General features: G+C 61.4%; 29 protein-coding genes. 3 read left to right on the top strand and 26 right to left on the bottom strand.

From position 1 onward, the window contains the following. Window positions 1–63 precede the first annotated feature (63 nt). The 13 genes from CPA54_RS04530 to CPA54_RS04470 form a co-directional block, all read right to left on the bottom strand. On the bottom strand, window positions 64–765 hold the full coding sequence (locus CPA54_RS04530; RefSeq protein WP_249085609.1) for a hypothetical protein: 702 nt from the start codon (window positions 763–765) through the stop codon (window positions 64–66). After that, window positions 762–2471 carry a lytic transglycosylase domain-containing protein gene (locus CPA54_RS04525; RefSeq protein ID WP_249085608.1) on the bottom strand — a complete coding sequence of 570 codons (1710 nt, stop codon included), beginning with the start codon at window positions 2469–2471 and terminating at the stop codon, window positions 762–764. Before CPA54_RS04525 ends, CPA54_RS04530 begins: the two co-directional genes overlap by 4 nt. Before the next feature lie 81 nt (window positions 2472–2552). Then, window positions 2553–3134, bottom strand: coding sequence for a hypothetical protein (locus CPA54_RS04520; RefSeq protein WP_086442312.1), 582 nt, complete (start codon window positions 3132–3134; stop codon window positions 2553–2555). Then, on the bottom strand, window positions 3131–3577 hold the full coding sequence (locus tag CPA54_RS04515; protein WP_086442313.1) for a hypothetical protein: 447 nt from the start codon (window positions 3575–3577) through the stop codon (window positions 3131–3133). The genes CPA54_RS04520 and CPA54_RS04515 overlap by 4 nt, the downstream gene beginning before the upstream one ends. Before the next feature lie 3 nt (window positions 3578–3580). Beyond that, window positions 3581–4774, bottom strand: coding sequence for a hypothetical protein (locus CPA54_RS04510; RefSeq protein ID WP_249085607.1), 1194 nt, complete (start codon window positions 4772–4774; stop codon window positions 3581–3583). Next, window positions 4774–5643, bottom strand: coding sequence for a hypothetical protein (locus CPA54_RS04505; RefSeq protein WP_249085606.1), 870 nt, complete (start codon window positions 5641–5643; stop codon window positions 4774–4776). Before CPA54_RS04505 ends, CPA54_RS04510 begins: the two co-directional genes overlap by 1 nt. An 11-nt stretch (window positions 5644–5654) precedes the next feature. Beyond that, window positions 5655–6173, bottom strand: a complete 519-nt coding sequence (locus tag CPA54_RS04500) for a hypothetical protein (RefSeq protein WP_249085605.1) — start codon at window positions 6171–6173, stop codon at window positions 5655–5657. Beyond that, window positions 6170–6628 (bottom strand): hypothetical protein, encoded by a 459-nt coding sequence (locus CPA54_RS04495; RefSeq protein ID WP_249085604.1) that lies wholly within the window; start codon window positions 6626–6628, stop codon window positions 6170–6172. The genes CPA54_RS04500 and CPA54_RS04495 overlap by 4 nt, the downstream gene beginning before the upstream one ends. A gap of 2 nt (window positions 6629–6630) precedes the next feature. Beyond that, entirely contained in the window at window positions 6631–7164 is a 534-nt protein-coding gene (locus CPA54_RS04490; RefSeq protein WP_249085603.1) for a hypothetical protein, read from the bottom strand. Between the two features lie 5 nt (window positions 7165–7169). Beyond that, a complete protein-coding gene (locus CPA54_RS04485; RefSeq protein WP_249085602.1) occupies window positions 7170–8321 on the bottom strand; it encodes a major capsid family protein in 1152 nt (383 codons plus the stop codon). Window positions 8322–8341: 20 nt separating this feature from the next. Beyond that, window positions 8342–9001 carry a hypothetical protein gene (locus tag CPA54_RS04480; RefSeq protein WP_249085601.1) on the bottom strand — a complete coding sequence of 220 codons (660 nt, stop codon included), beginning with the start codon at window positions 8999–9001 and terminating at the stop codon, window positions 8342–8344. Window positions 9002–9016: 15 nt separating this feature from the next. After that, window positions 9017–11905, bottom strand: coding sequence for an NUDIX hydrolase (locus CPA54_RS04475; RefSeq protein ID WP_249085600.1), 2889 nt, complete (start codon window positions 11903–11905; stop codon window positions 9017–9019). 9 nt (window positions 11906–11914) lie between these two features. Further along, window positions 11915–12724: a hypothetical protein gene (locus CPA54_RS04470; protein ID WP_249085599.1), complete on the bottom strand. Its 810-nt coding sequence runs from the start codon at window positions 12722–12724 to the stop codon at window positions 11915–11917. Between the two features lie 114 nt (window positions 12725–12838). Between CPA54_RS04470 and CPA54_RS04465 the strand changes: the two genes are divergently transcribed. Then, window positions 12839–13093, top strand: a complete 255-nt coding sequence (locus CPA54_RS04465) for a type II toxin-antitoxin system HicA family toxin (protein ID WP_249085598.1) — start codon at window positions 12839–12841, stop codon at window positions 13091–13093. 58 nt (window positions 13094–13151) lie between these two features. Then, entirely contained in the window at window positions 13152–13487 is a 336-nt protein-coding gene (locus tag CPA54_RS04460) for a type II toxin-antitoxin system HicB family antitoxin (protein ID WP_249085597.1), read from the top strand. Between the two features lie 75 nt (window positions 13488–13562). On the opposite strand, the gene CPA54_RS04455 is transcribed toward CPA54_RS04460, so the two are convergent. The 13 genes from CPA54_RS04455 to CPA54_RS09255 all read right to left on the bottom strand — a co-directional run bounded on the left by CPA54_RS04455 (window position 13563) and on the right by CPA54_RS09255 (window position 21516). Further along, on the bottom strand, window positions 13563–14972 hold the full coding sequence (locus CPA54_RS04455; RefSeq protein WP_249085596.1) for an anti-CBASS protein Acb1 family protein: 1410 nt from the start codon (window positions 14970–14972) through the stop codon (window positions 13563–13565). 3 nt (window positions 14973–14975) lie between these two features. Next, window positions 14976–16256 (bottom strand): PBSX family phage terminase large subunit, encoded by a 1281-nt coding sequence (locus CPA54_RS04450; RefSeq protein WP_249085595.1) that lies wholly within the window; start codon window positions 16254–16256, stop codon window positions 14976–14978. Next, window positions 16225–16587: a hypothetical protein gene (locus tag CPA54_RS04445; protein ID WP_249085594.1), complete on the bottom strand. Its 363-nt coding sequence runs from the start codon at window positions 16585–16587 to the stop codon at window positions 16225–16227. Before CPA54_RS04445 ends, CPA54_RS04450 begins: the two co-directional genes overlap by 32 nt. A gap of 190 nt (window positions 16588–16777) precedes the next feature. Continuing rightward, window positions 16778–17167 (bottom strand): hypothetical protein, encoded by a 390-nt coding sequence (locus tag CPA54_RS04440; protein WP_249085593.1) that lies wholly within the window; start codon window positions 17165–17167, stop codon window positions 16778–16780. A gap of 99 nt (window positions 17168–17266) precedes the next feature. After that, the gene (locus CPA54_RS04435) at window positions 17267–17866 is read right to left on the bottom strand and encodes a hypothetical protein (RefSeq protein WP_086442330.1); all 600 of its coding nucleotides are present in this window, start codon (window positions 17864–17866) and stop codon (window positions 17267–17269) included. A gap of 150 nt (window positions 17867–18016) precedes the next feature. Next, on the bottom strand, window positions 18017–18592 hold the full coding sequence (locus tag CPA54_RS04430; protein WP_249085592.1) for a hypothetical protein: 576 nt from the start codon (window positions 18590–18592) through the stop codon (window positions 18017–18019). A 2-nt stretch (window positions 18593–18594) separates the two neighbouring features. Beyond that, the gene (locus CPA54_RS04425; protein WP_249085591.1) at window positions 18595–19431 is read right to left on the bottom strand and encodes a helix-turn-helix domain-containing protein; all 837 of its coding nucleotides are present in this window, start codon (window positions 19429–19431) and stop codon (window positions 18595–18597) included. Continuing rightward, window positions 19428–19844, bottom strand: a complete 417-nt coding sequence (locus tag CPA54_RS04420; protein ID WP_249085590.1) for a hypothetical protein — start codon at window positions 19842–19844, stop codon at window positions 19428–19430. Before CPA54_RS04420 ends, CPA54_RS04425 begins: the two co-directional genes overlap by 4 nt. Then, complete coding sequence (locus CPA54_RS04415) at window positions 19841–20071, bottom strand: hypothetical protein (protein ID WP_249085589.1); 231 nt, start codon at window positions 20069–20071, stop codon at window positions 19841–19843. Before CPA54_RS04415 ends, CPA54_RS04420 begins: the two co-directional genes overlap by 4 nt. Further along, on the bottom strand, window positions 20068–20322 hold the full coding sequence (locus CPA54_RS04410) for a DUF2312 domain-containing protein (protein ID WP_249085588.1): 255 nt from the start codon (window positions 20320–20322) through the stop codon (window positions 20068–20070). Before CPA54_RS04410 ends, CPA54_RS04415 begins: the two co-directional genes overlap by 4 nt. Before the next feature lie 11 nt (window positions 20323–20333). Beyond that, window positions 20334–20810, bottom strand: a complete 477-nt coding sequence (locus CPA54_RS04405; protein ID WP_249085587.1) for a single-stranded DNA-binding protein — start codon at window positions 20808–20810, stop codon at window positions 20334–20336. Beyond that, the gene (locus CPA54_RS04400; RefSeq protein WP_249085586.1) at window positions 20810–21325 is read right to left on the bottom strand and encodes an HNH endonuclease; all 516 of its coding nucleotides are present in this window, start codon (window positions 21323–21325) and stop codon (window positions 20810–20812) included. Before CPA54_RS04400 ends, CPA54_RS04405 begins: the two co-directional genes overlap by 1 nt. After that, the gene (locus CPA54_RS09255; protein ID WP_408902141.1) at window positions 21322–21516 is read right to left on the bottom strand and encodes a helix-turn-helix domain-containing protein; all 195 of its coding nucleotides are present in this window, start codon (window positions 21514–21516) and stop codon (window positions 21322–21324) included. Before CPA54_RS09255 ends, CPA54_RS04400 begins: the two co-directional genes overlap by 4 nt. A 365-nt stretch (window positions 21517–21881) precedes the next feature. On the opposite strand from CPA54_RS09255, the gene CPA54_RS04395 reads away from it, so the two are divergent. Next, window positions 21882–22301 carry a S24 family peptidase gene (locus CPA54_RS04395; RefSeq protein ID WP_249085585.1) on the top strand — a complete coding sequence of 140 codons (420 nt, stop codon included), beginning with the start codon at window positions 21882–21884 and terminating at the stop codon, window positions 22299–22301. Window positions 22302–22305: the final 4 nt, after the last annotated feature.

The raw sequence follows: 22305 nt of genomic DNA, 5'->3' as shown, positions 1-22305 counted from the left end.
ATCGGTTACATAATTCTTTGAACCTGACAGGAAATAGTCGTCTTTTCTGGTGGTTAGGGCTTCTCAAATAACCCCCAGCCCGGAGAGCGGTCCTTCCAGCAGGTTTCCGCTGCCGGTGCTGCCCCAGCCGCCCAGGCCGGGCATCCCGCCGGAGAGCTTCTTCATCAGCGTGCCCTGCTTCTGTACGGCCTCATCGGCCTGTGTCAGGGGCCGTGTGAAATCGAGCTGGAACTGGCTGCTGGGCTGTGTCTCCGGGCTGGGGGAGGTGTCCACCATGCGGCTCAGAAGCATGTTGGTGTAGATCTGGCCCGGCGTGATGACCACGAACTCCCCGCCCATCGTGACGTGTTTGTTCAGCACGGCGGAGAGGGCCTGTAGCGTGGCCAGCTTCGTCACCATGGCACCGGGGCCGTTGGGCGGGCAGCGCATCTGCATGGAGACGGCCAGAGGCCTGTTCACCACCGCATTGGCCGCCAGTGTCTGGTTGGCAAAGGGGTAGGTCGCCACGTCATTGTCCACCAGCGTGGATCCGCTGAGCTGGTTCCATGTACACCACATGTTGTCCAGATCAGGCAGGTTCAGCCTGCCGGAGAGGCCCCCGGCGATCAGCCCGTTCACGGTGGCGACGGCTTCGGTATAGAGCAGGATGGGCACGGTGCCGCCCAGCTTCTCGGCCACGCCGCCCGTCAGCAGGATGGGGGATATTTCGTAGCCCAGCTTGAGGACCGTCCGGCCCACGCTGTTGAGGATGCCGCCGATGCTCATAGGACTGCTCCCTGTCGTGCCGCCACGGACAGGTCCTGCCCGCTGTAATTCTCGATGCGGATGATGGTGCTGTTCTGGAGGTTGTTCATGACCCGGGGGATGTAGTCACGGGTTTCCTTTTTCAGGCCGTCCCGCCATCTGTCTCCCTGCTGGCGGATGTCTGCGTCCAGATTGCCCGGCCCCCAGTTATAGGCGGCCAACGCTTTTTCCGTGTCGTGGTATCGGTCCAGAAGCTGGCGCAGGTACTTCCGGCCGATCTGCCATGACTGCCGGGGGTCAAACGGGTTCGTTCCGCCCAGGCTGTGGAATGTCTTCGGCATGATCTGGAGCAGGCCCTGCGCTCCCGCCGGGCTGACAGCGTTTGGATCTCCGTGGCTCTCCGCCATCGCCACGGCCCCGGTGAGGCGGTCGAGGTCCGCATCGGAGGTGATGGAAGGGGCCGTGGCCCGGCGGATGGAGCCGGGGTTGTGGTGCGCCATGTCGAACGTGTCATTCGTCCCCAGCTCGTGCGGGATGAGGCCTGCGATGATGGCACCGGCAGGGCCAGCCATGCGTAACAGGGGGCTGGCCACGCTTCTTCCCAGCAACGCCCCGCCGAGCTTCGGCAGGGCCTTCAGTCCGACGCCTTTGAGAAGGGACGGCCCCAGAGCGGCGGCGATGGCCCCGACCAGTGCGCCGTTCCCGCCGGTCAGGCTGTCCAGATTACCGGCAGCCTTTGCGGCGGAGAGGGCGAGGTCGTCCAGATGCTCCTGCGCCTTCTCGGCCCCCTGCGTCATGCCCGCCACCACGGGGGCGAGGGTGTTCAGCTTCGTGGCCGTCCATTCATCATGACGTCGGCCGACATTGAGGGAGGCTTCCTGATGGCGGCGCAGGACGTCATCAGAGACCTGATTGCGCCGGGCGTTCTGCTCCACCGTGCCGGGGATGGCATTGACCTCATCCGCACCGGTACGGCCCAGAAGATCAGCCGTCTCGACCAGATCACCCAGCTGCATCCCCTCGAAGACCTGCCGTTCTGCCGGTCCCTGATGGGCGTTGCGGAACTGGCGCAGGGCCGGGACGAGGGAGGCGAGGATCTTTGACGGGTCATTGCTGGAGGTATCCACCCCGATGGCCTGCAATCTGGCAGCTTCGGCTCCGTCCCGTGTGGCTTCCACGGCGTGCTGGAGCAGGGCACCATTAGGGTCATACGGTTCCAGATTGCGCTGCCATGCCGTGTAGTGCCCGGCATCCATGCCTGCCATCCTGGCCTGTGTGCGCAGGTCCGTGCCCTGCTGGGCGAGGCTGCCGGCGGCATTGAGGGCCTTGACCAGCCCGGCGGCAGCGGCTCCGGCGATGCCCAGCCTGCCAATGGGGCTTTTGGCGAACTTCATCGCCGCATTGATGTTCTCTCTCTGGTGCCGTCCGGCTTCAAGGGTCAGGCGGATGCGGTCCCGCAGGCGGGTGTTCTGCCGGTTCTCGGCATCTTCGCCCCGGTTTTCTTCAAAGGTGGCGTCCCGGCTGGCCTTGGCAATGGCCTTGCGGGTCCTGAGTTCTTCCTTCAGGGCCCTGTTCTGGCCGGAGCCGCTATCCACCTCATCCAGAGCTTTCTGGAGTTCCGCACCGGATTCCTTTAGCAGGTCCCGATATTCCCGCACGGAGGCCAGATAGGTCTGGAAGGCACTGTCATTGACCTGAATGTCTATGATGCTGGTCTGGCTAGCCATGTCGGTTCATCCATGCCCGGTACTGGGCGGCGTTCTCAAAGGGACTGTCCTCGCCCATCAGCTGCCGGAAGGCAGGGCCGGTCAGCCAGTCGAGGACGGTGGCGATGATACCCCCTCCGTCCCGCCAGTAGGCGCGCCCCTCTGCGAGGTCGCAGCGGAAGCGGCGTACTCCGTAGCGTTCAATGAGGAAGCGGCCACAGTGCGCAGCGAGAGCATCAGGCGAAAGACGATCTGCCGTCTCGCCCGTGGCAGGAGGCGGGAGCCGAGCGTAAAAAAAACGAGGATGTTCTCCAGCTCGTCCCGTTCATCCTCATTGATCCAGCCTCGTTGCAGGGCTGTGCCCAGCGGGACGGGGCCGAAGCCGTCATCACCCATCGGGCCGATGTAGGAGGCATTGCGCCGCAGCTCGGCCAGAAAGGCCCGGTGCTTCTCCTGTTCCTCCGGGCCGCTCTGGCGGGCGATGTCGGCGAGCGCATGGGCGGCCACGGCCCCCCCGGCGGTGATGCCGAGGTCTTCGGCCTCCAGGCGGCTCCATGTCCGGGCCAGCAGGGACCAGCAGGACGAGAAGGCTTCTCTGGAGAGGGGCGGGCAGAGGACAGTGCCTTTCCCATCCCCCACGGGCACGACGAGGTTCAGGGCCTCGTTGATGCTGACCTCGTTCATGCGGCCTCCCACAGGTCGCCATTGACGACCTCATACCCGGCCAGCGTGACATTCCAGCGGACCTGCGTGCCGTTCAGGGCCTCTTCCGGGCGGGACATGATGTAGCAGTTGCGGATGGTCCGGCGGGGCATGGCGGAGCTGTCGCTGATGATGCTGATCTCACCCAGGGCCGTGTTCTTCAGTATCTGGTTGTAATAGGCCGTGGCGAGGCTCTGGCTGCGTACCAGATTGATGACGATGTTGATGTTCTGTTTGGCTGCCTGAGATCCAACCCGGCCCGTCATCGTGTCCAGCAGGTCCGTGACATTCCCTTCCGGCTGGATCTCTATGCCCTCCGGCGTCAGGAAATCAGACGTGACGTTCAGTGCGCTGTTGGAGGGGATGATGATGGAGCCACGCAGGCGGTTGAGCATCCCCTGCGGGGTATTGGGGCTGATGGACATGGGTTAAACCCCCGTGCTGGTGGTGTCTGTGGTGGCAGCGACGCTCTGCCCGCTGAAATCCACGGCAAGGTTGAAGATAAGGGAGATGAAGCCCCGTGGCGTGGTGATGGTGGCTGCGATGCCGCTGTAGTCGCCTGCCGTGTAGGATGCTGGGTTCTGCGTGACATACTGGGCGAATGGCGTGGCGGTGATGCTGTAGCCGGTCACGCAGCCTGCGGCTTCGCCACCGCCCAGTGTCTGCTCGGCCCGTGCCGTGATGCGGTCGATGCCGTTCTGGTCATAGACGAGGGGACGGATGCCCGGTTGGCTGTCCTCGATGAGCAGGTTGGCCAGCTGAAGTTCCAGATTGATGGCAGCCCAGTCGGCCCCATACCATTCTGACATGGGGTCGCCATTGATGAAGTTGCCCCAGAACAGGATGGTGCCATCCACGCCGCCCTCCCGGGACGTGCCGGGGAAGCTGATGTTTGAGGCCTTCATGCTGGCGAAGGCGGGGCCGTTCCCGGCCTCGGCCCATGCCGTTATGCCCGTCAGGAAGCGGAAGTTCATCGGGGCCAGACGGTTGACCGGGCCGGGTCGGGCGGAGAGGAACTGAGCACAGACGGCGGCAGCCAGATGCTCGCCGGTCTGGCTGGCTCCGGCGGCCTCCGCACCATAGAAGACGGCCTTGGAGGGGCTGGCTGTCAGGCTGACGGCATCATCCTTTCCACCGCAGAGGAAGAAGTAGATACGGGCATTGTTGCCGCCCTGGTTGCCCAGAAAGGCAGGCAGCCTGTCGTCCATCTTCTGGGAGCCACGGGGGAGGACATAGCTGTAGAAGGTGAGCGGGTTGCTGGCGATGAAGCTGCCCAGCCCGTCCGCAATGGCCTTCGTGCCACCCAGCTCCAGCACCCAGACACCGGATGAGGAGTTTGCGAACCATGAGGCCACCATGGCCTGAAGTTCCTGCGTGGCACTGGAGGGCGTGGCCGCCGGGCTGCCAGCCTGTGCCGTGCTGGAGGCTTCGGCATTACCGGATGCAGCGGTGGTCTGGGCCGGGGGCAGGAGGGCCGTCAGGTCGGCAGCCTCGGAGAGGAAGGATAGCGTCCCGGTGGCGGTGTTCGTGCCGCCCAGCGAGACGAGAACCCCTTTCTGCTGGAGCAGGCTGGGGGCTGCGCCTCGGACGACGTTTTCATTGATGGTGACAATCTGGGGCATTAGGAAGACCTCGTGAGGGTAGGTGTGACATGGCGGATGAGTTGCAGGGCCGTGTCCCGCAGGGCGGTCTGGCTGTACATCACGTCCAGCTCGATGGTCTTGCTCATGGCCAGTGCGTTGATCTCGGCACTCGCCTGCTTCTCATCCCGGATATGCGGGCTGTTGATGATGCCCAGCCGGTCATCATTCAGCAGTGCCCAGTGCAGGATGCGGCGCGGGTCCAGCGTGCCCATGCTGACGGCTCTGCCGCCATCTGGTGCATTATGGACCGCCACATAGGGCGGGGGCTGGTTGTCCGGTACGGCGAAAGAGGGGAAGACGGGCACGCCAGACGGCCATGGGCACCAGTCCAGGGCGACTGACCCCAGCATGGGGAGGGCCAGAAAGAGGGCGAGGCTGGAACTCGTGACCGGCTCCATCTTCTGGAGCATGGACGCACTGTCGATGAACTGGCTCTGAAAGGCTGGTGTGACGGTACTGCCCAGATAATGGAACAGACCTGCCTGACTGTACCGGCTGGAGCGGGAGCTGATGGCAAAGCGAACCCCCTCGAAATCCCCGATCCAGATCGTGTCCAGGGCGAGGTCATGGAAAGGATGGACCTCCGTCTTGGTGGTCAGCACGATGCTGCTCTGGTCGTAGGCCTGGTCCTCTGTCAGTTCATTGCCGGTGGTGACGTGGATGGCTCCCTGTACGTCCTGCGTTTCCCCTGTAGAGACCCAGAACACGAACCCGTCCACCGGCAGCACGGTGCGCTGATACCGGGTGAAGCGGACGGTCTGGCCGTAGGAGATGTCGCCGAGACCCGCCGCCAGAGCATTGGCCAGAGGCGTTCCGGTCGTGCGGGTGATTTCGTCCAGGGAGGGCATGGTAACAGTCCTTACTCAGCCCAGCCCCTGACGCTGCCCAGCAGGACGCCGGTATCGACAAAGGAGGGGCGGCGGTCACCAACGGGGCGGGCACGTTCGCCTTTGGGCAGTTTCTTCTGTGCCTTGAGGAAAGCGGCTTTCTGGCCCGGTGAAATGTTGTTCAGGCCTGACTTGAAGCGGTGATTGATGCCCATGAGGGCGGCCCGTGTCGGCACCGTGCCCGGCCCGAGGTCCAGACGCTCGATCTGGCCGGTGGCGATGGCCTGCTGGAGGCGGTGCGCCAGATCGGCCGCCACACGTTCCAGAGGTAGGACCACGTCCTCATCGCTGACAAGGGCAGAGGTAGCAGCTCCGGCCATAGCCTCGGCAATCTGCCCGTTGATCCACTCCGCATTGGCCGCCACGAAGCCGGAGAAGATGCCGTATTCCTGCTCCAGTATCTCGGCCAGCTTGGACGTGGTGAGGGGATCACCCTTGCCGTCGCCATGCACCTGCTCGATCACGCCCAGATGGATTTTGTGGATTTTCATGCCCATCCCCAGACGCTTCCGTACTGCTGCATGATGGAGAGATAGAACTGCCCGTAGGGGTTCTTCATGGCGTCCAGATCAGCCAGGGAGAGGTTCTTCAGGCTGTCGGGGATCATCCAGCTCTGGGAGGTGCCGTTGTCGCTGCTGGACTGGATGAGGCCCGGCGTGGTGCTGTTCATGCCCAGCTGTTCCCGTACCTTGGCCCAGTAGCCCGGTGGCGTGCTGCTGGCCGTGTCCTGGGCGAACTTGAGAAGGTAGGAGGCCGCCAGATTGTACACGCAGTCCGTGTACAGGGAGCCATCAATCAGCCGCAGGTCACGGATGACGAGATCATTGGCCAGACGGAAGACCATGCCCAGCACGCCATCAGGAGGGACGGCCCCGCCGGGCACCTGCATGATGTCCCGCACGAAGGTCTGAAATCCCTCCAGTGTTGGTGTGCTGTCATCCGGCATGGTCACTCTCCGTCAGCGTGATACGTTTCCTTAGAGAAGGAAGAGGGGGCCGTGTCACTGTCGGACTGTGTGGAGATTTCCACATCAAGCGAGCGTGTACGGTTGCGCCGCCCTTTGGTTTTGGCGATGGTCTGCCCGGCGATCTGTTCGGCAGAGGCCCGGCGGTTGCGGGCACCTTCCGCCTTCAGCTTCTCGTGATTGTCCTGCACGCCATCGGCCAGGGCCTGAAAATCTACGGGGCGATCTTCGGAATAGACCAGTCCCCGGTAGGTCGGGTTCCGCAGGGCGTCCCGGCTGTTGCAGAAGCCGAAGGCCCGATGCTGGTGGATGATGTCCCGCACATCTTCAGGGTCCAGATCATCAATGACGATCTGCGCCCCGGGCCGGATGGTCACACGGCTGGGATTATCCACTCGGTCGCCGGGCCTGCGGAAGGTGAAAATGTGCGTCTGGTTGGTTGGATTTCCGACAAAGAGCTTCATGGATTGATCCTCAATGATGGAGAGGGGAGAGGCCATGCCCCTCCGCCTCGTCATGGCTCTTACGAGCCTGTCTTGGCTGCCGTGCCGCTGCTGGCCGTGCTGGCGGTCTGTGTTGCCTGCGCTGCCTGGGCGGTGTTCAGGGAGAACTCGTTGCCGTCCGCCACCGGGATGGAGAGGATGGCCGTGGCCTCACCACGCAGGGACCAGCCGGAGGTGACCGTCATGAAGCTCACCGTGTCCGTCCCCTCGGCCCCGATGGGGCCGGAGATCTCGGCGGGCACCTCACGGTCCACGAACAGGGCATTGCAGGCCCGCTCATCAGGCTGGAACTCGTCGCCAAACACGTTGGTGTCAAACTGTCTCTGTGCGTCCATGTCGGGCAGTTCCGGGATGGTCAGGATGACCGCATCCGTACCGCCCTCGCCACGGCCCCGCAGCGTGTCGTCCGGCGCAAACTGCACATCCACGTTGGAGGCCTTCATCACGTCGATGATGGACTGGATGATGGACGCTGAACCGGCACCGGGACGCTGGTAGGATGTCAGCTCCACGATGCGGGAGGCCAGAAGGCCCAGCACACGCTGCGGGGCAAGGAAGACGACCCGTACCGGCGGTCCGCCTGCATTGTACTGGGCGGAGATGCCCAGCAGGTTGCAGGCGTTCAGGCGGCCCGTAACGGCCCGTAGAAACGCCTGCAATGCCTGACCGGGGTCGTAGTCATCCAGCGTGGTCTTGCCGTTGCTGTCGGCCTGTAACCGCTCCCGCACGGTGCCGGAGGCACTGTTGATGAGACCCTCGCCATTCTGTGGATTGAAGCCGAACAGGGCGGCGTCACGCAGGAGCTGGAAATGGGCCTGACGCATGGCCATGGTGTAGGCACTGGCCAGGGAGATGTTCCAGCTGGAAGCGGCGTTGAGGTCTTCACGGGAATAGGCGACACGCACCTTCTGCTCGTAAGCCGGGGTGGTGATGTAGTCCGCCTTGATGCTGACGCTGGGCAGCTCGTTGTAGCCTGTCTGGCTACCCTTTGCGAGGGTGCGGAGGTCCAGCACCGGGACATAGACGGCCTTTGCGCCTTCGGTCAGCTTTACATCCGGCCCGTCACCGGGAAAGAGCCGCATGAAGCCGGAGCGGACGGCATTATTGAGCAAGAAGCGGGGAGAGGTGAATGACGGATTGACCGTCATCCGGGCAGGAGCAATCAGTGCCATGGGCGTATCCTTTCAGAGCGTCAGAGCTGGATGAGGACGAGAACGGAACTGGCCTTCGGGTCGTCCGAGCGCAGCCAGTTGAGGGTGCCTTCCGTCTGGTCGTAGTTCACCAGAAGGCCCCCGGTTTCATAGACCTCCAGCAGGCGCACCGGGATGGTGGAGCCGCCGCTGCCTGCCACCAGACGCTGGTTCTGGAAGTCCCAGCCGAAGGATCCGTTGGTCAGCTGCCCGACCTGATTCAGCAGGGCCGGGTCAGCCGGGACGGGCACCCGCACGTTGGAGCCAAAGCGGGCGAAGCCGATGGAATTGCCGGGGAAGGCCTGCGGGGCACGGCTGGATGGCGTGATGACCATATGGTTGGCATGGTCGTACAGTGCAAAGCCGGTGATGTCCGTAGTGGAAGTAGCCCGCTTGAGGGCGGACCCCATGCGGCCATTGTTGGGGGATGTGCCGCTGTTGACGCTGGCCCCCATGCCCGGGATGCGCCCGATACGTTCGGAGACGGCGACGCCGCCCCACATGGGCAGGGTTTCTTCCTGATCGACATAGCCGATGGAGAGGCGGTAGCGGGCTGCCGGGTCGGCCACCATGAGGCCCTGAATGGCCCCGGTCGTGGAGCTGTTGAACAGGCCGGAAGCCTGTGTCGTGGCGTAAGGGGAGAAAGAAGGCGTATTTGCCATGATGAGAAATCCTTATCAGGCCATGAAGCTGCCGAAGGCGCCACGGAAGCCGCCCCGGTAATCAGTGCGGGTGTGGCCGGTCTCGCTGCGCTGGCGCACGGCGGTGAGGGGCTGCTTGCTGTCGTACTTCACTGGGCGTTGGGCGGCTGCCTGGGCGTCCTTGTGGATCTGTCGTGCCGCTACGGCGAAGACCTCTGGCGGCAGTTTGGAGAGGTCCGTGCCCTTCCAGTCCTCGGAGTGGGGCTGGAGGAGGGCGGCACAGCGGCGCTTGTAGCCGGTGGCCGTCTCGCCGGGGATGTAGCGGGGCGTCTTCAGGCCCAGCGGCTGGGCCACGGCATCCGTATGGGCTTCTGTCTCGCTGATCTCGTTGTGCTCCTCATCGGAAAGGGGGCGAGTGCTGGCCTTCAGTTCATCCAGCTCCTTCCGGCGTTCGGCATCCCGGCGGTCCATCTCGGCCAGACGCTCACGGGTTTCTCGCTCGGCATCCGTTTCGGCCTTCACATAGTCAGCCGGGTTGCCGCCGCAGTCTGCCACGCACTGGGCAATGGCCTTGTCATCGCAGCCATTGGCCCGCATGTTCTCGACCATCCGGGCCATCTGTTCGGGGGGCATCGTCATGTCCTTGCGTTCCACTGTCCCGGTGGCCGGGCCTTCCAGAGCATCCTTTCGGTCCTTTTCGGTCTGGGCTTCCACGGCTTTCTCAGCCTGACCCTTGCCGCCTTCCGTGCTGTCCTTGCGGTCACGGCGGTCCTTCAGGGCGTCATTGGCGATCTTTTCCAGAGCGTCAGCCAGTTTTTCCTTGTCCTCCGGAGCTTCAGAGCTGGTCTGCGGGAGCGGCTCGCCGGGGATGTGATTGGAGGGCATGTCACCTTCGCCATCATGCTTGGCGATGTCCTTGCCAATCTTCATGAGCTGCTGGGCGAGTTCCTTTTCATCCGGCCCCTTTTCTTCACCATCCGTGCGGGCGGTGGCTGCCCCTTCGATCAGCCCCTTGAGCTTGTCCAGCTGCTCCAGCAGCGAGGCGAACAGGGCAGAGCTTTCCTTGTTGCCCTTGTCTTCGGCGTCTTTGCGTCCATCCGTGCAACGCTGTGTCAGCGCATCGCAGGTGGAACGCATGGCGACATTCAGATCAGCCATGTGCGTGTCTCCATCTTGTCGTGAAAGTGAGGAATCAATCCCCGTGGGTGGCCCGTACTTGTCCCAGACACCAGCTGAGACGATGGCGAGGTGGTCAGGGTGGAAGGGTGCCCCCTCCACCAGCAGGGTAGTGCCGTCCTGCCCCAGAGGGCGGCTGACGCTGTCCTTGCCCGTCAGCACGCCCGGCGAGGTGGACCACTGTTCATCTGTCAGGGCTTGTGCCACGGCTCGGTTCTGGATGCGGACGACGGCCCAGAGTGCATCCCCTTTGATGTAAGGCAGGACGACCTGGCCGACTGACCGCTCCCGGTAGAAGGCATCCGTGATGACGGGTGTTTCTTCGGGGTGTTCCAGAACAACCGGCATCCCCTGGCAGGCCTGCATGACCTCGGGGGTGAGCCAGTCATCCCGGCTGCGATAGGCGTATTCCTGCCGGTCTCCACCCCTGTAGGCCCAGCCCGTCCCGCTGATGCGCATGGCAAAGAGCGTGACGTTCATGAACCGCTGGGGGCTGGCATAGATGCCGTCCGCCATCTTCTGGCAGATGCCGCCCATGTTCATGGTGAAACGGTCCAGCACGTCCGCCGTGCCGGGGAACAGGGGCGATGGCAGCCTGTTGCCTGCGAACCAGCCCCAGCCCGTATGTTCCTCATTCAGGCGGGGCGTGAACTCCTCATCCAGCTGCACGGCATAGGCCAAGAAATCGCCCGGACCGTCTCTGCGGGGCATCTGGACGGACCAGAGCGTCCTGCCCTCTGGAGCAGTGCCGATCTTCTCCACCGCCTCACGGGCAGCGGTTTCCGGCGGGGTTTCGCCGTTCTCGCTCTTGCCCGCCACGATGCCCCATGTGCCATCAGCCCGCTTAAGTAGCAGCACACGCCCGGCGGCGGCATAGACAATACCGGCGGCAGTAACGGAGGGCATGGTGGTGTCTTTCTGTTCGTGAACCGTGCAGCGGAAATGCTCCGGCGGCAGGAGGGGGATAATCTCTGGCTCATGACCGTCTTGACGGGAGACGGCCCTGCGGCCCATATTCAGTGGCGGAGCAGGTGAATTGTCGCCTTGCCGGTCCCCATCCGGTCCTTGTGGGGGCACGGTCTGTACAACCTCATGCCCATGACCGGAACGGGCATCAGGAGGATGCGACGGTTCTCCCGTCCACTGCGAGTCCTCCGCCTGCTTCTGCAGTTTCTTCACGTCCCGCCATTTCCCACGATAGGCCGTTGTGACCGAGTAGTGGTCACCGTTCTCGTGCAGCCTTAGCGGTGTAAGGGGCGTCCTGGCATTGGAGCTTTCCTTCTCCGGCTTCTGTGCCAGAATACGGGAACCACGTCGCCGATCTTCCACATCAATGTCATGGTGGTTGACTATGTGCCCGGCGAAGTCCAAGGCGTCACGGAAGCCTTTGTCCCGCAGTTCCTGCCCATGACGAAACTCGATGTGTCGTCTGCCAAACCCTGATCCAGCAGGGTGGGTGGTATCCTGCATTCCTTCCCGCAACACGACAGGGACATGAGTGTTTCTGTCATGGGGGTGGTGGATTTCCCCCAGCACGATAGGGCGGGACAGTCCCGGCTGGGTGCGGGTATCATAACCTCCCGGGCCGATGTTCCATGCCTTGTCTCCATAAGCTGGTGGGTTGGCATCTTCCTTCTCCAGCCGGTCCAGCAACCTGCCGTGCCGCTTCTGAAGCTCCTTATGTTGGGCACCATCTTCGCTGACCCACCGCCCATATTCATCCCGTGGGCGGTCGTCACTGGAAGGCATGGTGATCTCCTATGGTTTTCCCAACGCCCTGCGGGCCTTTTCTGTCAGCATGTCGTCGGGAAGCTGGTCGAGGTGGTAGAGGTAGCGGCCCCGGCAGGAACAGAAGGGCAGCTCTCCGAAGCCGTCCATGTCCTCGTAGATACCGGCCCCTTTTGTGATGAGGCCCTGCCTGTAGGCCCAGCCATCCCGTAGGACGTAGATTTTTCCGTCACGGGCCAGATGTTCCTTGCGATGGTTGTAGTTTGGCCGCCCGGCGTTGGCATCCCACACCACGGCGATGGCTTTGTTGTCCGAGGCCACAAGGTAATTGATGTTGCTGTTCAGCTTGGCCGTCTGGTCGATGATGACCCGCCGCCGCTCGAAAGGTTGGGACCGCACAGGCCTGGCGATGTCCGCCTTGATCTCCCGTACCTTCTCCTGCGTCACCCGTCCGGGGTTTTGTGCCGTGGCCCAGCCGGAGAAGCGTTGCAGGGTGCGCTCGATCGCCTGCGTGCGGTTCAGGGTGATGAGGTCGGCGGCGGCCTGTATCCGGCGGGAGAGTTCCCGCTGGAGGGTAGGTGACAGCTTCCTGACGGTATAGGCAGGGACGCCCTGCCGCCGGGCCAGAACACCCCCTGTGACCTGCTGTGAGTACGCCTTGCGGAGGGTGCGGCGGATCTCATCTTCCAGAAGGTGAGGCGAGCCTGTGGCGGTTTCCGCTGCCCGGCGCAGGGCACGCACCCACTTCTGCACCCGTGTCTTGCTGTCATACCCATGCGTCCGCAGGTCGGCCACAGCTTCCACCAGAACCTGCTGGAAGGAGGGAGAACGGGGCGGCATGGGGGAGACTCCGGGTAATAAAAAACCCTCTCGGTGAGGGGAGGGTTTGCAGTTACAGGTACGGTTTTTCATCTGCCGGTTGCATGCCGTTTGTTGCTATCATAATATGATAGCATGAAAGCCAGCCAGAAACGCCTTCTTCAAGCCATTTTCGCCACCCCAACCAGCGCAACGCTGGTCTGGACGGATATTGAAGCTCTGCTGGTCAGTCTTGGCTGTGAAGTGGAAGAAGGTAAAGGGTCGGCCATTAAGATTTTCCACGGGGAGCACTATCTGTTTCTGCACAGGCCCCACCCCAAGAAGGAGGCTAAACGATACCAGGTGCGGGAAGTGAAGGCGTTCCTCAAGGACATGGGAGTATTACCCTAGGAAGTGTGACGAGGCATTTAGGCTTCTCACTGGAAAGGTTAAGGAAAGGACCTCCCGAATGAGCGCAATGAATTACCGGGGCTATCATGCCCGTATCACCTTTGAGGCAGATGACGGCGTGTTTGTGGGGCGTCTCGCAGGCATCCGTGACCGTATCCTGTTCGAAGGGGAAAGCGTTGACGAACTGAAGCAGGCTTTCAGGGACGCTGTGGACGATTACCTTGAGACATGCGCAGCCCGGGGCAAGGAACCCCAGAAGCCCTATAGTGGCCGTATGATGCTCCGTATTGACCCGGAGAGACATGCGAAAGCCGCTCTGGCCGCTGAACTCGCTGGCCTCAGCCTGACAAAATGGGTTGAGCGTGCCATCGATCATGAGGCAGACGTAGCGTAGAAAAGGGCACTCGCTAAGGTGCCCCAATCCCCACGTGGGTGGGGAACATTCTTCCAGTCTAGTCCTGTTTTCCGTTCATTGTGGAGGGATAGAGACAGGATCGCCGGGCGGTACGGCTCTCACTGAATCCGTATCTATATCCAGCTCTCCGACGAACAGACTGTCGCCGGTGTTGTTGATGTTCGTCTGGACGAACTCCAGCAGGCTGGCCATGCCGTCGGGGCTGTTCTGGACCATGGGATAGAGCAGGCGGGCCGTGTCCAGAATGATGCGATATTTCTTCTCCGTGGTCTCGAAGGCTTCCGCATCCTCAGTCTCGGAGGGCCAGCGGGCCGTGAATGAATCCCGCCATTCCCGGAAGATGGTCTCGTCGCTTTTTCCTGCGTATTCTTCCGGGTGCTTCTGCCGCATGGCCCGGATGAAGCCGGGGTCCCACGCCCGGCGCATCGTCACCGTGTCGCAGAAGCCATAGGCGGAGCGGAGCCACCGACGGCGGCCTGCGATGTAGCTGGCAATCTGCTTGGCGTCCTCCGTGCCTTCACCAAAGCCCTGTGCCAGTGTCTGGCTCTTGAGTATCTGGGCGGGCATGGTGGCAGCGGCGGCGATATCCTCGATGATGGACTGCCGGACACCGGAGAGGGAGCCATCCACATTCATCAGGTTCAGGGATGAGATGTCTTCATCCTTGTCAATCGTGATGACATTCTCGTTGCCGCTGATGCGCAGCTTTTCGGCCTTGAGGGTGGAGAAGACCTGCATCATCCGGTTGGCGGTGCTGCTGGCCTGCCGGACCTTGGCGATCAGCACCCCGGCCTTGTGCGCCACCTGATTGTTGGCGACCTGTGTCTCCAGATAGGAGCGCAGGGGGTAGATGCACCGGCGGAAGGAGGACCGGCCAGAATAGCCATAGGTCGAGCCTTCATAGTCCAGATATTCCGGCCCTTCATTCTGGAGGACCACAAACCGGCCCTTGCAGTAGGTACGCCCGCCCACCGTGACGGCAGGAGGCGGCTTGAGGAAGTCCGGGCTGTTGGGGTTCTGCTCCATCACCAGCGACCCGGCGGCGTTGAGCGGGTCCACGACGTTGAAGTAGATGTCGAGCTGGTGCAGCCTCTCCAGAGGCAGGGTCTGGTCGGTCGGGACGGGTTCGCCCGTTGCCGGGTCCACCGCTCCGAAGATCAGGACAGCCAGCCCATAGACCCGGGCCTTGGTGCCAAGCTGGGCGATGACCTCATCGCAGCCATTATACTCCCAGTGACGCAGGAACTCTCTGGCCGGTTCATCATCCGGGGCTGCATCCACACGGATCTCTCTGGCCTCACCCAGGGCCATGTCCACCGGCATACCGGCAATCTTCGCCCCCAGCGGATGAGAAGTGTAGATCAGCTTGCACAGCTCATAGCCGGGGGCATGGCCGGGGAGGATGTCCTCGCCCATCATGGCCTTCCACAGGGCATTACGGCCATAGTCGCCATCGCTTGCCATCGGTCATACTCCCATGTTGTCGCCCAGCCCCACGGCAATGCCGTAACAGAAGCAGTCCAGCAGGTCGTCCGCCCGGCGCAGGGCGTCCTTGTCATTCAGCCGGAAGCCGAACACCTGAGACAGGAAGTGGTTTTTGCTCTGCCCCCGGAAGATGCTGGTCCTGTTGAAGGCAGGCTCCGCAATCCTGATGAGGCCCTGCTGCACGGGCGTGGAGACATCCAGTGCCCGCTGGTCCTTGCCCATGCTGGTCAGTTTGCTGTCGATGGCATGGACGTTCATGCCACGCCGCTGAAGCTGGGGAATGATGACCGCTCCGGCGGCCTTGTCCTCGATATGCAGCCCGATGCTGCCATGCCGGGCACCGGTGGCCCGGGCCAGCTCTTCCAGCCGGGCCATGACGGTCGGTGTCCAGTCTTCCAGCAGGGCACCTTCCACCTCGACCAGCTCCCAGTCCAGCACCAGCAGCGGGCTGGCCCGGTTGAACCTGTCCAGGGCGAAATAGGCCACGCCCGTGCCGTCATTGCCCTGTCCGCCCTTCAGTGTCGTGTCCATGACGGCATAGACACAGTCGCAGGCGGCAGGCAGGGGCAGGGGGGCGTCATCCAGCAGCGCATGGGAGAGGCTGAAGAAGGCCTGCCCGTAACGGCGATAGTCGCCTTCCCAGATGTGCTTGTAGTTCCCCGGGTCATGGTTCAGGCAGCGCAATCGTTCCTCATTCAGGACAGCCGGAAACCATGGATTGTCCGACCAGTTGACCTGCCTGATGAAGGCGTTGTCGGCCTCCAGAAGCGTGTCACGCAGCACTTCAATTGGTGCACCTTCTTCCAGCGGGTTCCATGTAAACCAGACTTCGGAGCCGGGTTTGCGGATGGTGGGCAGAAGGAGATCAATTGAGTCCTGGCTGATGGTCTGTCCTTCTTCCACCCAGGCGATGTCCACGCCTTCGGTGGATTTGATCGATTGGCTGTTCCGGGCCAATCCCTTGAACAGGAACTCGCTGTCATTATGGGCACGGATGGTCGTTTCCAGTACCGTGAAATAGCGGCTCAGCCCCAGATCGTTGATCTGTTCGGCCAGCAGCTTCATCACGCTGTCAGCGATGCTGTTCTGGAACTCACGGCAGCAGAGGATGCGCAGCTTCTGTGTGGCAGCCAGACAGACCAGAACCCGGGCGACTGTCCATGATTTTCCTGAGCCACGGCCACCATGATACATCCGGTAGCGGTAGGGATGGGCGAAATTGCCGAAGACCTCAGGTATCTTTACAGGCGTCCGTGTAGTCACTCTTGCTGCCTCCCGGGACGGTCTCCATCACCAACACGGGGCCTTGCAGGGGCGTGCCACCGGGGCCGGAAATCTCTTGCGTGGCGGTGGCCTTGCCGTATCCACGGTCCAGCAGCTCCTTTGCGGCGGCAATGCGGGCCGTGTCGCTGTCTGCGGACATGAGCAGTTGAGCGAGTGCCTGGATGGCCGCCGGGCCATGCTCACGAGCCAGCTCCCTGATTTCGGCAGTGACTTTGTTGGGGGTGCCTTTCTTTCGGCCGGAGCCGGGTGTTTTGCCACGCTTGGTGGCGGTACCTTTCTTTGAGGGGGGTTTTGAGGTATCACTTGTCACTGGACAGTCTTTCTCTAATCCTACCTATTTTAGGGAATGCGCCCTGATGGTTTCTGCACTGTCGGCTTCCAGTACGGCGGGTATGATCCCGCAGGCGGCACAGCGGCCTTGTGGCATGATGATATGGCCCCTGTTCGTGCAGTTGTGACGTGACCGCCAGAGATGGAAGAAGGCCCAGCGGAAGATGGCCCTAACCATATCGGTGATGCGGTATGGCTGGCCCACCGGGGCGTTGGCGGCTGGCATCCTCATCCTGCCGAATTGCCAGCTCACGGGTCACAGCCTTATCAATGCGCTGGAGGAGAACATCGGGAGTCGTGGCCCGCATGGGGTAAAGGCAGTGAACGTTCACGACGCCCGGCACGCAGCGGATCACGTCACCCAGACGCAACCCCATCTGGATCGTGCCGAACCATGAGGGATGGATGTCGGCCCGATGGCGGGGCAGAGGCCCCTTCACGATACGCACCAGCACGACCCGGCTGCCCCGTCGCCGCACCACAATGCCTAGATCGGAGCGGGTGGACACAATACACCCCCGCTCGATCCGGGTTGCGGACTGAGGGCAGGGGCGGCGCATGGTGTATCCTGAATTGTTCTGACTGGCTGTTTTCTGCCAATAAAAAAGCCGTGCATCCCATTGGGGTACACGGCTAACGATCATGCCAATTTTATACATTTATCCGGCAGTGGCTGTCAAGCCGTGCCGGGGGCGGTTGAGCATTTTTTCTCCCCGGGCAATCAGTTTCCTCATGCTGGGCTGGGCCAGTCCAAACTCTCTGCAGAGTACGGGGAGAGAAGGGCATGCCCTGTAGCAGCGGGCCGCATGTATGGCCTGCCCGGCGTTTGCTTTACGCTGTCTGGACCAGAAATCATGTAGGGACAGCAGAGCAGCCTCGCAGGCTTCTGTTGCTTTCTGCCGCTGTTGTCTCTCTTGTAGTTCCGGCCAGTGTGACCGCCCGATGCTTGAGAATGACCAGCCATGAGCGAGCATCTGGACCAGCAGCATATGTGCCTCCTGCCCGGCGTGACGGCAGAACGCTCTTATGGGTAGCCACTTCTGCCCCCGCAGGGCGTTGAAAGTGAAGACATTCCCGGGGATCGCCGGGCTGCCGCTGTTCTTCATCTCGTCGCAATATCCGTTTACGGCCAGTTCCCAGTCCGCAATCCATCGGTGTGCCTCTGCAATAACCTCATCTCCCACCCGGGGTCGCAGTGCCTCCAGGGTGTTGGAACGCCGCCGCCTCCTGCCATGAGTTTCCCAGTCCGGTTTGTTCATTCGCTCTCTGGTCGGTCCTGCCATTGTGCTGCCTGTCCTACTGTATTATAAAAAACCCTGTTCCTGACAGAAGAGAACAGCACCCAGCCGCCCGGTTTCCTCGCCGGGCGGCTTTTTCTTTCAGCGTCTCAGTCCAGATCACACGGCTGGTCATGCGTAGGTCCTCCCGTAACTGTCCCGACGCTCCACTTCATCCAGAGACGCATAAGCAGCGGGGGCCTGCTGCCGGAGCAGCGTTAGGGCAGAATGGCGGGCCTCGTCAGGGTTCGTGCCACGCTCTTCGCCCAGCGAGCGGAACCCATCAGCCACGGCTTCCCGGAACCTGTCCAGCCAGAGCCTTTCATCCAGCGGGATCGAGCCATCGCCACGGGGGCGGGAATGGCTGATTTTCTCCTGCTCCCACCGCTGCTTCTGCGCTGCCAGCACTGGCTCAACATGTCGCTCCAGAGCGGCGCACAGCTCAGCGGCGCAAGGGAAGAATTTGAACTGGCGGCGGCAGAACCGGATTGAGTCCGATGTCCATGCGGCGTCTGGAAGATCAGCTTCCGCCATTACCTCGACGAGCTCCGCCCAGAACACAGCACGTCCCCGCTCGTCCATCTCCCTGAACTCAACCGAGTGGGTTAGGTAGGACGACAGCTTGGTCAGCCATGACCCGATCTGACGGTTCCGACGCTGTTGCTGGGCTCGGGCGACATCTGGGGAAAATTCAACAATTTCAGACATTTTCAGCTCCGGTAACGGCGCATCAGCGCCTTGTCTTCTGGGCTCAGTTCAGGGATTTCAACGTCAGTGAAACTGTCCGCAAACCCTGCAAACGGGTCACGTGGCGGACGGGTGTTGCGCTGCTGTCGAGCCGGGAACGGGGTGACGTTCCCGGTACCCGGAAACCGCTGTTGTTGGCGGTCTGCGCTGCGACGGCACCATGTCCGCCACGTGGCGGCCCAATCCAGTTTCACCCCGCCGGCCCCCGGCTTGGAGTGCCAGTAGTCCCGGAAATCCTCGGCCTCTCGCTGCGGGTCGAGGTTGCGCTCGTTGGCGTAGTCGATCAGCTCCTGGGAAGGCTGCCAGTCGTCCGGCAGCCGGTGGCCTCGTTTCGAGGCAGTCGATTTTTTCGGCTGGGGGGTAGGGGGGATAGTATGGCTGTTAATGGTATTTAACTGGCTGTTATGTGGACCGGCATCTGGTGCCGGTTGGGCGGCATGACGTGCCGGTGTGGCGGCATCTGGTGCCGGTTCTTTTTTGGTGGCACGATATGCCGGTTTTTCGGAACGTGGTGCCGCTTTCCCGGCATCTGGTGCCGGTTGGGCGGCATGACGTGCCATGTTCAGGCGAACGCCGTTACGGGTGAATTTGCTGGATTTTTCTAGCAGCCCGGCGTCAATCAGCTCTGATCTGGCCTTCCTCACAGCCCGGTCGGAGAGGCCCGTTGCGTTGCATATGCTCTGTATCGATGGGAACGCCTCTCCATCCTCGTTGGCGTGTGTAGCCAGAACAAGAAGTACATGTTTTTGTGTGGGAGTAGCTTGTACTTCCATCGCCCATTTCATTGTGGCGTAGCTCATGGCAAGGCCTCCAGTTCGGTGATCGTGACCACCGTTTTCTGTTCGCACAGACGGCATTTCACAGCGTGGTATTCAGCTGTCAGATGGCCAGGGCTGTCATCCACGATGATACCCAGCCCACGCTTATTTCTCTGGCGACCGCCCTTGCCCATGACTGGCGTTGTCAGGCAGTCGATGAGCTGCTTCCCGCCGCCTACCAGATTGTCGTAGTCAGGCGTCCCCACGCTGTGCCGTTCGATAACGACACGGGCTTTCTGGAACGGCTCAGGCGGCAGCCCTGGTGACCCGCCGATCTGTTCCAGTATCGTGCCCCTGATAGCTGCCTGCTGGCGCTTTCTGACGCTCCAGTGCGCCCGCAGAGAGCGGTTCAGAAGCGGGTAGGGTGCGGGAAGGACGAAACTGATCTGTCTCACCGGAACCTCCCTTTCTCATCACGTCTCCGGCGTGCGAGGGCATCGTCCCGCTGGGCACGCAGACGGCAGTTTTGGGCCAGTAGAGCATCCCTGTCCTCCGCCAGTTTCCGACTGTAGGCCATCTCGGTGAACAGACGCTCTTCTACACCGCTGAGGGCCAGTTTCAGGGCGCAATTTTCAGCCCGTATCCGGTCACGGCGGGGTACGATAAAATCCAGAATACTCATAGCCCCAGAGCCCTCCGGTAGGTCTCCACGAGGGTTTCCTGTTCCTCCACCTCAGCCGGTTCCTGCTTGCGCAGCTTGATGATCTGCTTGATGGCCTTGACATCAAACCCGGCGGACTTGGCCTCCGTGAACACGTCCCGGATGTCAGCCCCCAGGGCCTTGCGCTCATCTTCCAGACGCTCCACCCGGTCGATGATGGAGCGTAGACGGTCAGCGGCGATCCCGCCTACGTTGTTGGCTGTTTCGTTCATTTTGTTCTCCATCAGAACGGCACTTCGTCATCGAGCGGCTGGCTGCTGCCGCCATACCCGTACCCGGCGGCATCGCTCATGGAAGTCCCGCTCTGGTAACGCTGGGTGCTGTTGGATTGTGTGGGCTGTTGACGGTCACGATTGGCGGATGCCAGAAGCTCGATTTCGCCTTGGAAGCCTGAGATGACCACTTCGATCGAGTGCCGTTTGTTGCCATCCCGATCGGTCCATTCCCTGTTGGCTAGAGGCCCTTCCACACGGATGAGGTCGCCCTTGCGGCAGTAACGGTCAACGACTTCTACCGTTGCCCCCCATACGACCACGGGAGCCCAGAACGATGATTTTTTTTCGTTCCCATCCTTGTCTTTCCAGTCTCTGGAACAGCAGACCCTCATATTGGCGACCTTTGTTCCATTCTGGGTTGTGCGGATCTCTGGGTCGGCACCAAGGCGGCCAGTTCCGCACCAAAAATTTTTGTTGCGAGCCATTACCGAGCCTCTTTCTGTGCTGTGGCGTATGAATTACCACGAGCAATGCTGCCGATTGTTGAGTAGGAGATGTCCATTTTTTCTGCGATCAGAGAGCGTGGGACCCCGGCATTTAAACGGCGCATCACTTCCTGAACCTGCCATGCGGTCAGGTGTCTCCTGTTGCCGCCAGCCGTTCTTCCTTTTGATTTGCAGTCGGCCATATTCTCGCTTCGTGTCCCCACGAATAGATGTTCTGGATTGACGCACCAGCGGTTGTCACATGCGTGGCAAACATCCATCCCTGCTGGGATATCGCCGCAGAAGAGGGAGTATGACCGTCTATGTGCGGTGGTGTTCTTCCCTTTTATATTGAGGTTCCCGTAGCCGTTTCCTTTGCCGCCGCCCTTCCATGCCCAGCATTTCGTGTGGTCGAACCCGTGAGTTTCCACGTTGCGCAGAAAAATGATTATTGGATTGCGCGCTGATATTTTGTGCTTTTGGACGTAGTCGGACGCCTTTTGGTTTCCGCTCATGGTGCGCTCCTCTGGGTGGATGACAGGGCGTCTTGAATTTTCCCTACGGTTCTCAGGGTTGGCGTAGTCTTCCCTGAACGCCACCTGTCCAAAACAGACCGTGCAATGCCTGCTCGTCTTGCCAGCTCGTTCAGGGAAAGATTTTTCTCCTGAGCGAGGGCTACAATCTGGGGGTAAGTGATTAGATCCATATAAGCTTAGTAAGCTTTTATGCTTACAATGTAAATGCTTTTTTGCTTGTTTCATTTTTGCATATATCGGAGCAAAAAAGCTTATGGCTGATTTATCGACACGCACCCGCCAAAAGGCTTGGATTGATCATATTGCCCAGCTTTCCGGGCATAGTTACTCCCGCATAGCCAAAGAGTGTCATCTTGCTCAGACTACGGTCAGCCGTTTCATGGATGATGCTCAGAGCAGCAATGCGTTATCTGCCCGCACTGAGGAAAAGATAAAGGCCAGATATGCCTCTTTGCTGGCTGGTAACGAAGATAAACCACCCGTCAGTGACATGGCTCATCCCAAGCAAAGCCAGCTAGACGGCACTTATGGGCTGGTGCGGATCCCTGAGTATGATGTGCAGGCTGCGGCTGGCGCAGGGCTGGAGGTGCCTGATTTGCAGGATGCCTCCAGGATATGGACGCTGCCCAGAAGTGCGCTGGCAGGCGTCCGGGCCACATCGCTCAACAATCTGGCCATCGTCACGGTAGCAGGTGAGTCCATGATCCCGGATTATCTTCCGGGAGAGAAAGTCCTTGTGGATGTGGGGGACCGGACCGTTTCGCATGACGGGGCCTACATCATCCACAATCGCTACGGTCTGGTGGTGAAGATGGTCCAGATCATCCCAGGCTCATCCCCTGAGCAGGACGTCCTCCGCATCATCAGCAAGAACCCTGACTATTCCCCGTATGACCAGCCCGTGGCGGATGTGATGATACAGGGCCGGGTCGTGGGGAAGTGGGTGTGGAAGTGATTGG

The sequence above is a fragment of the Parasaccharibacter sp. TMW2.1890 genome, from assembly GCF_023337645.1.
Classification (GTDB): Bacteria; Pseudomonadota; Alphaproteobacteria; order Acetobacterales; family Acetobacteraceae; genus Bombella; species Bombella apis.
Note: the sequence above shows the minus strand (reverse complement) of the source record. Positions and strands in the feature narration are given on the sequence as shown.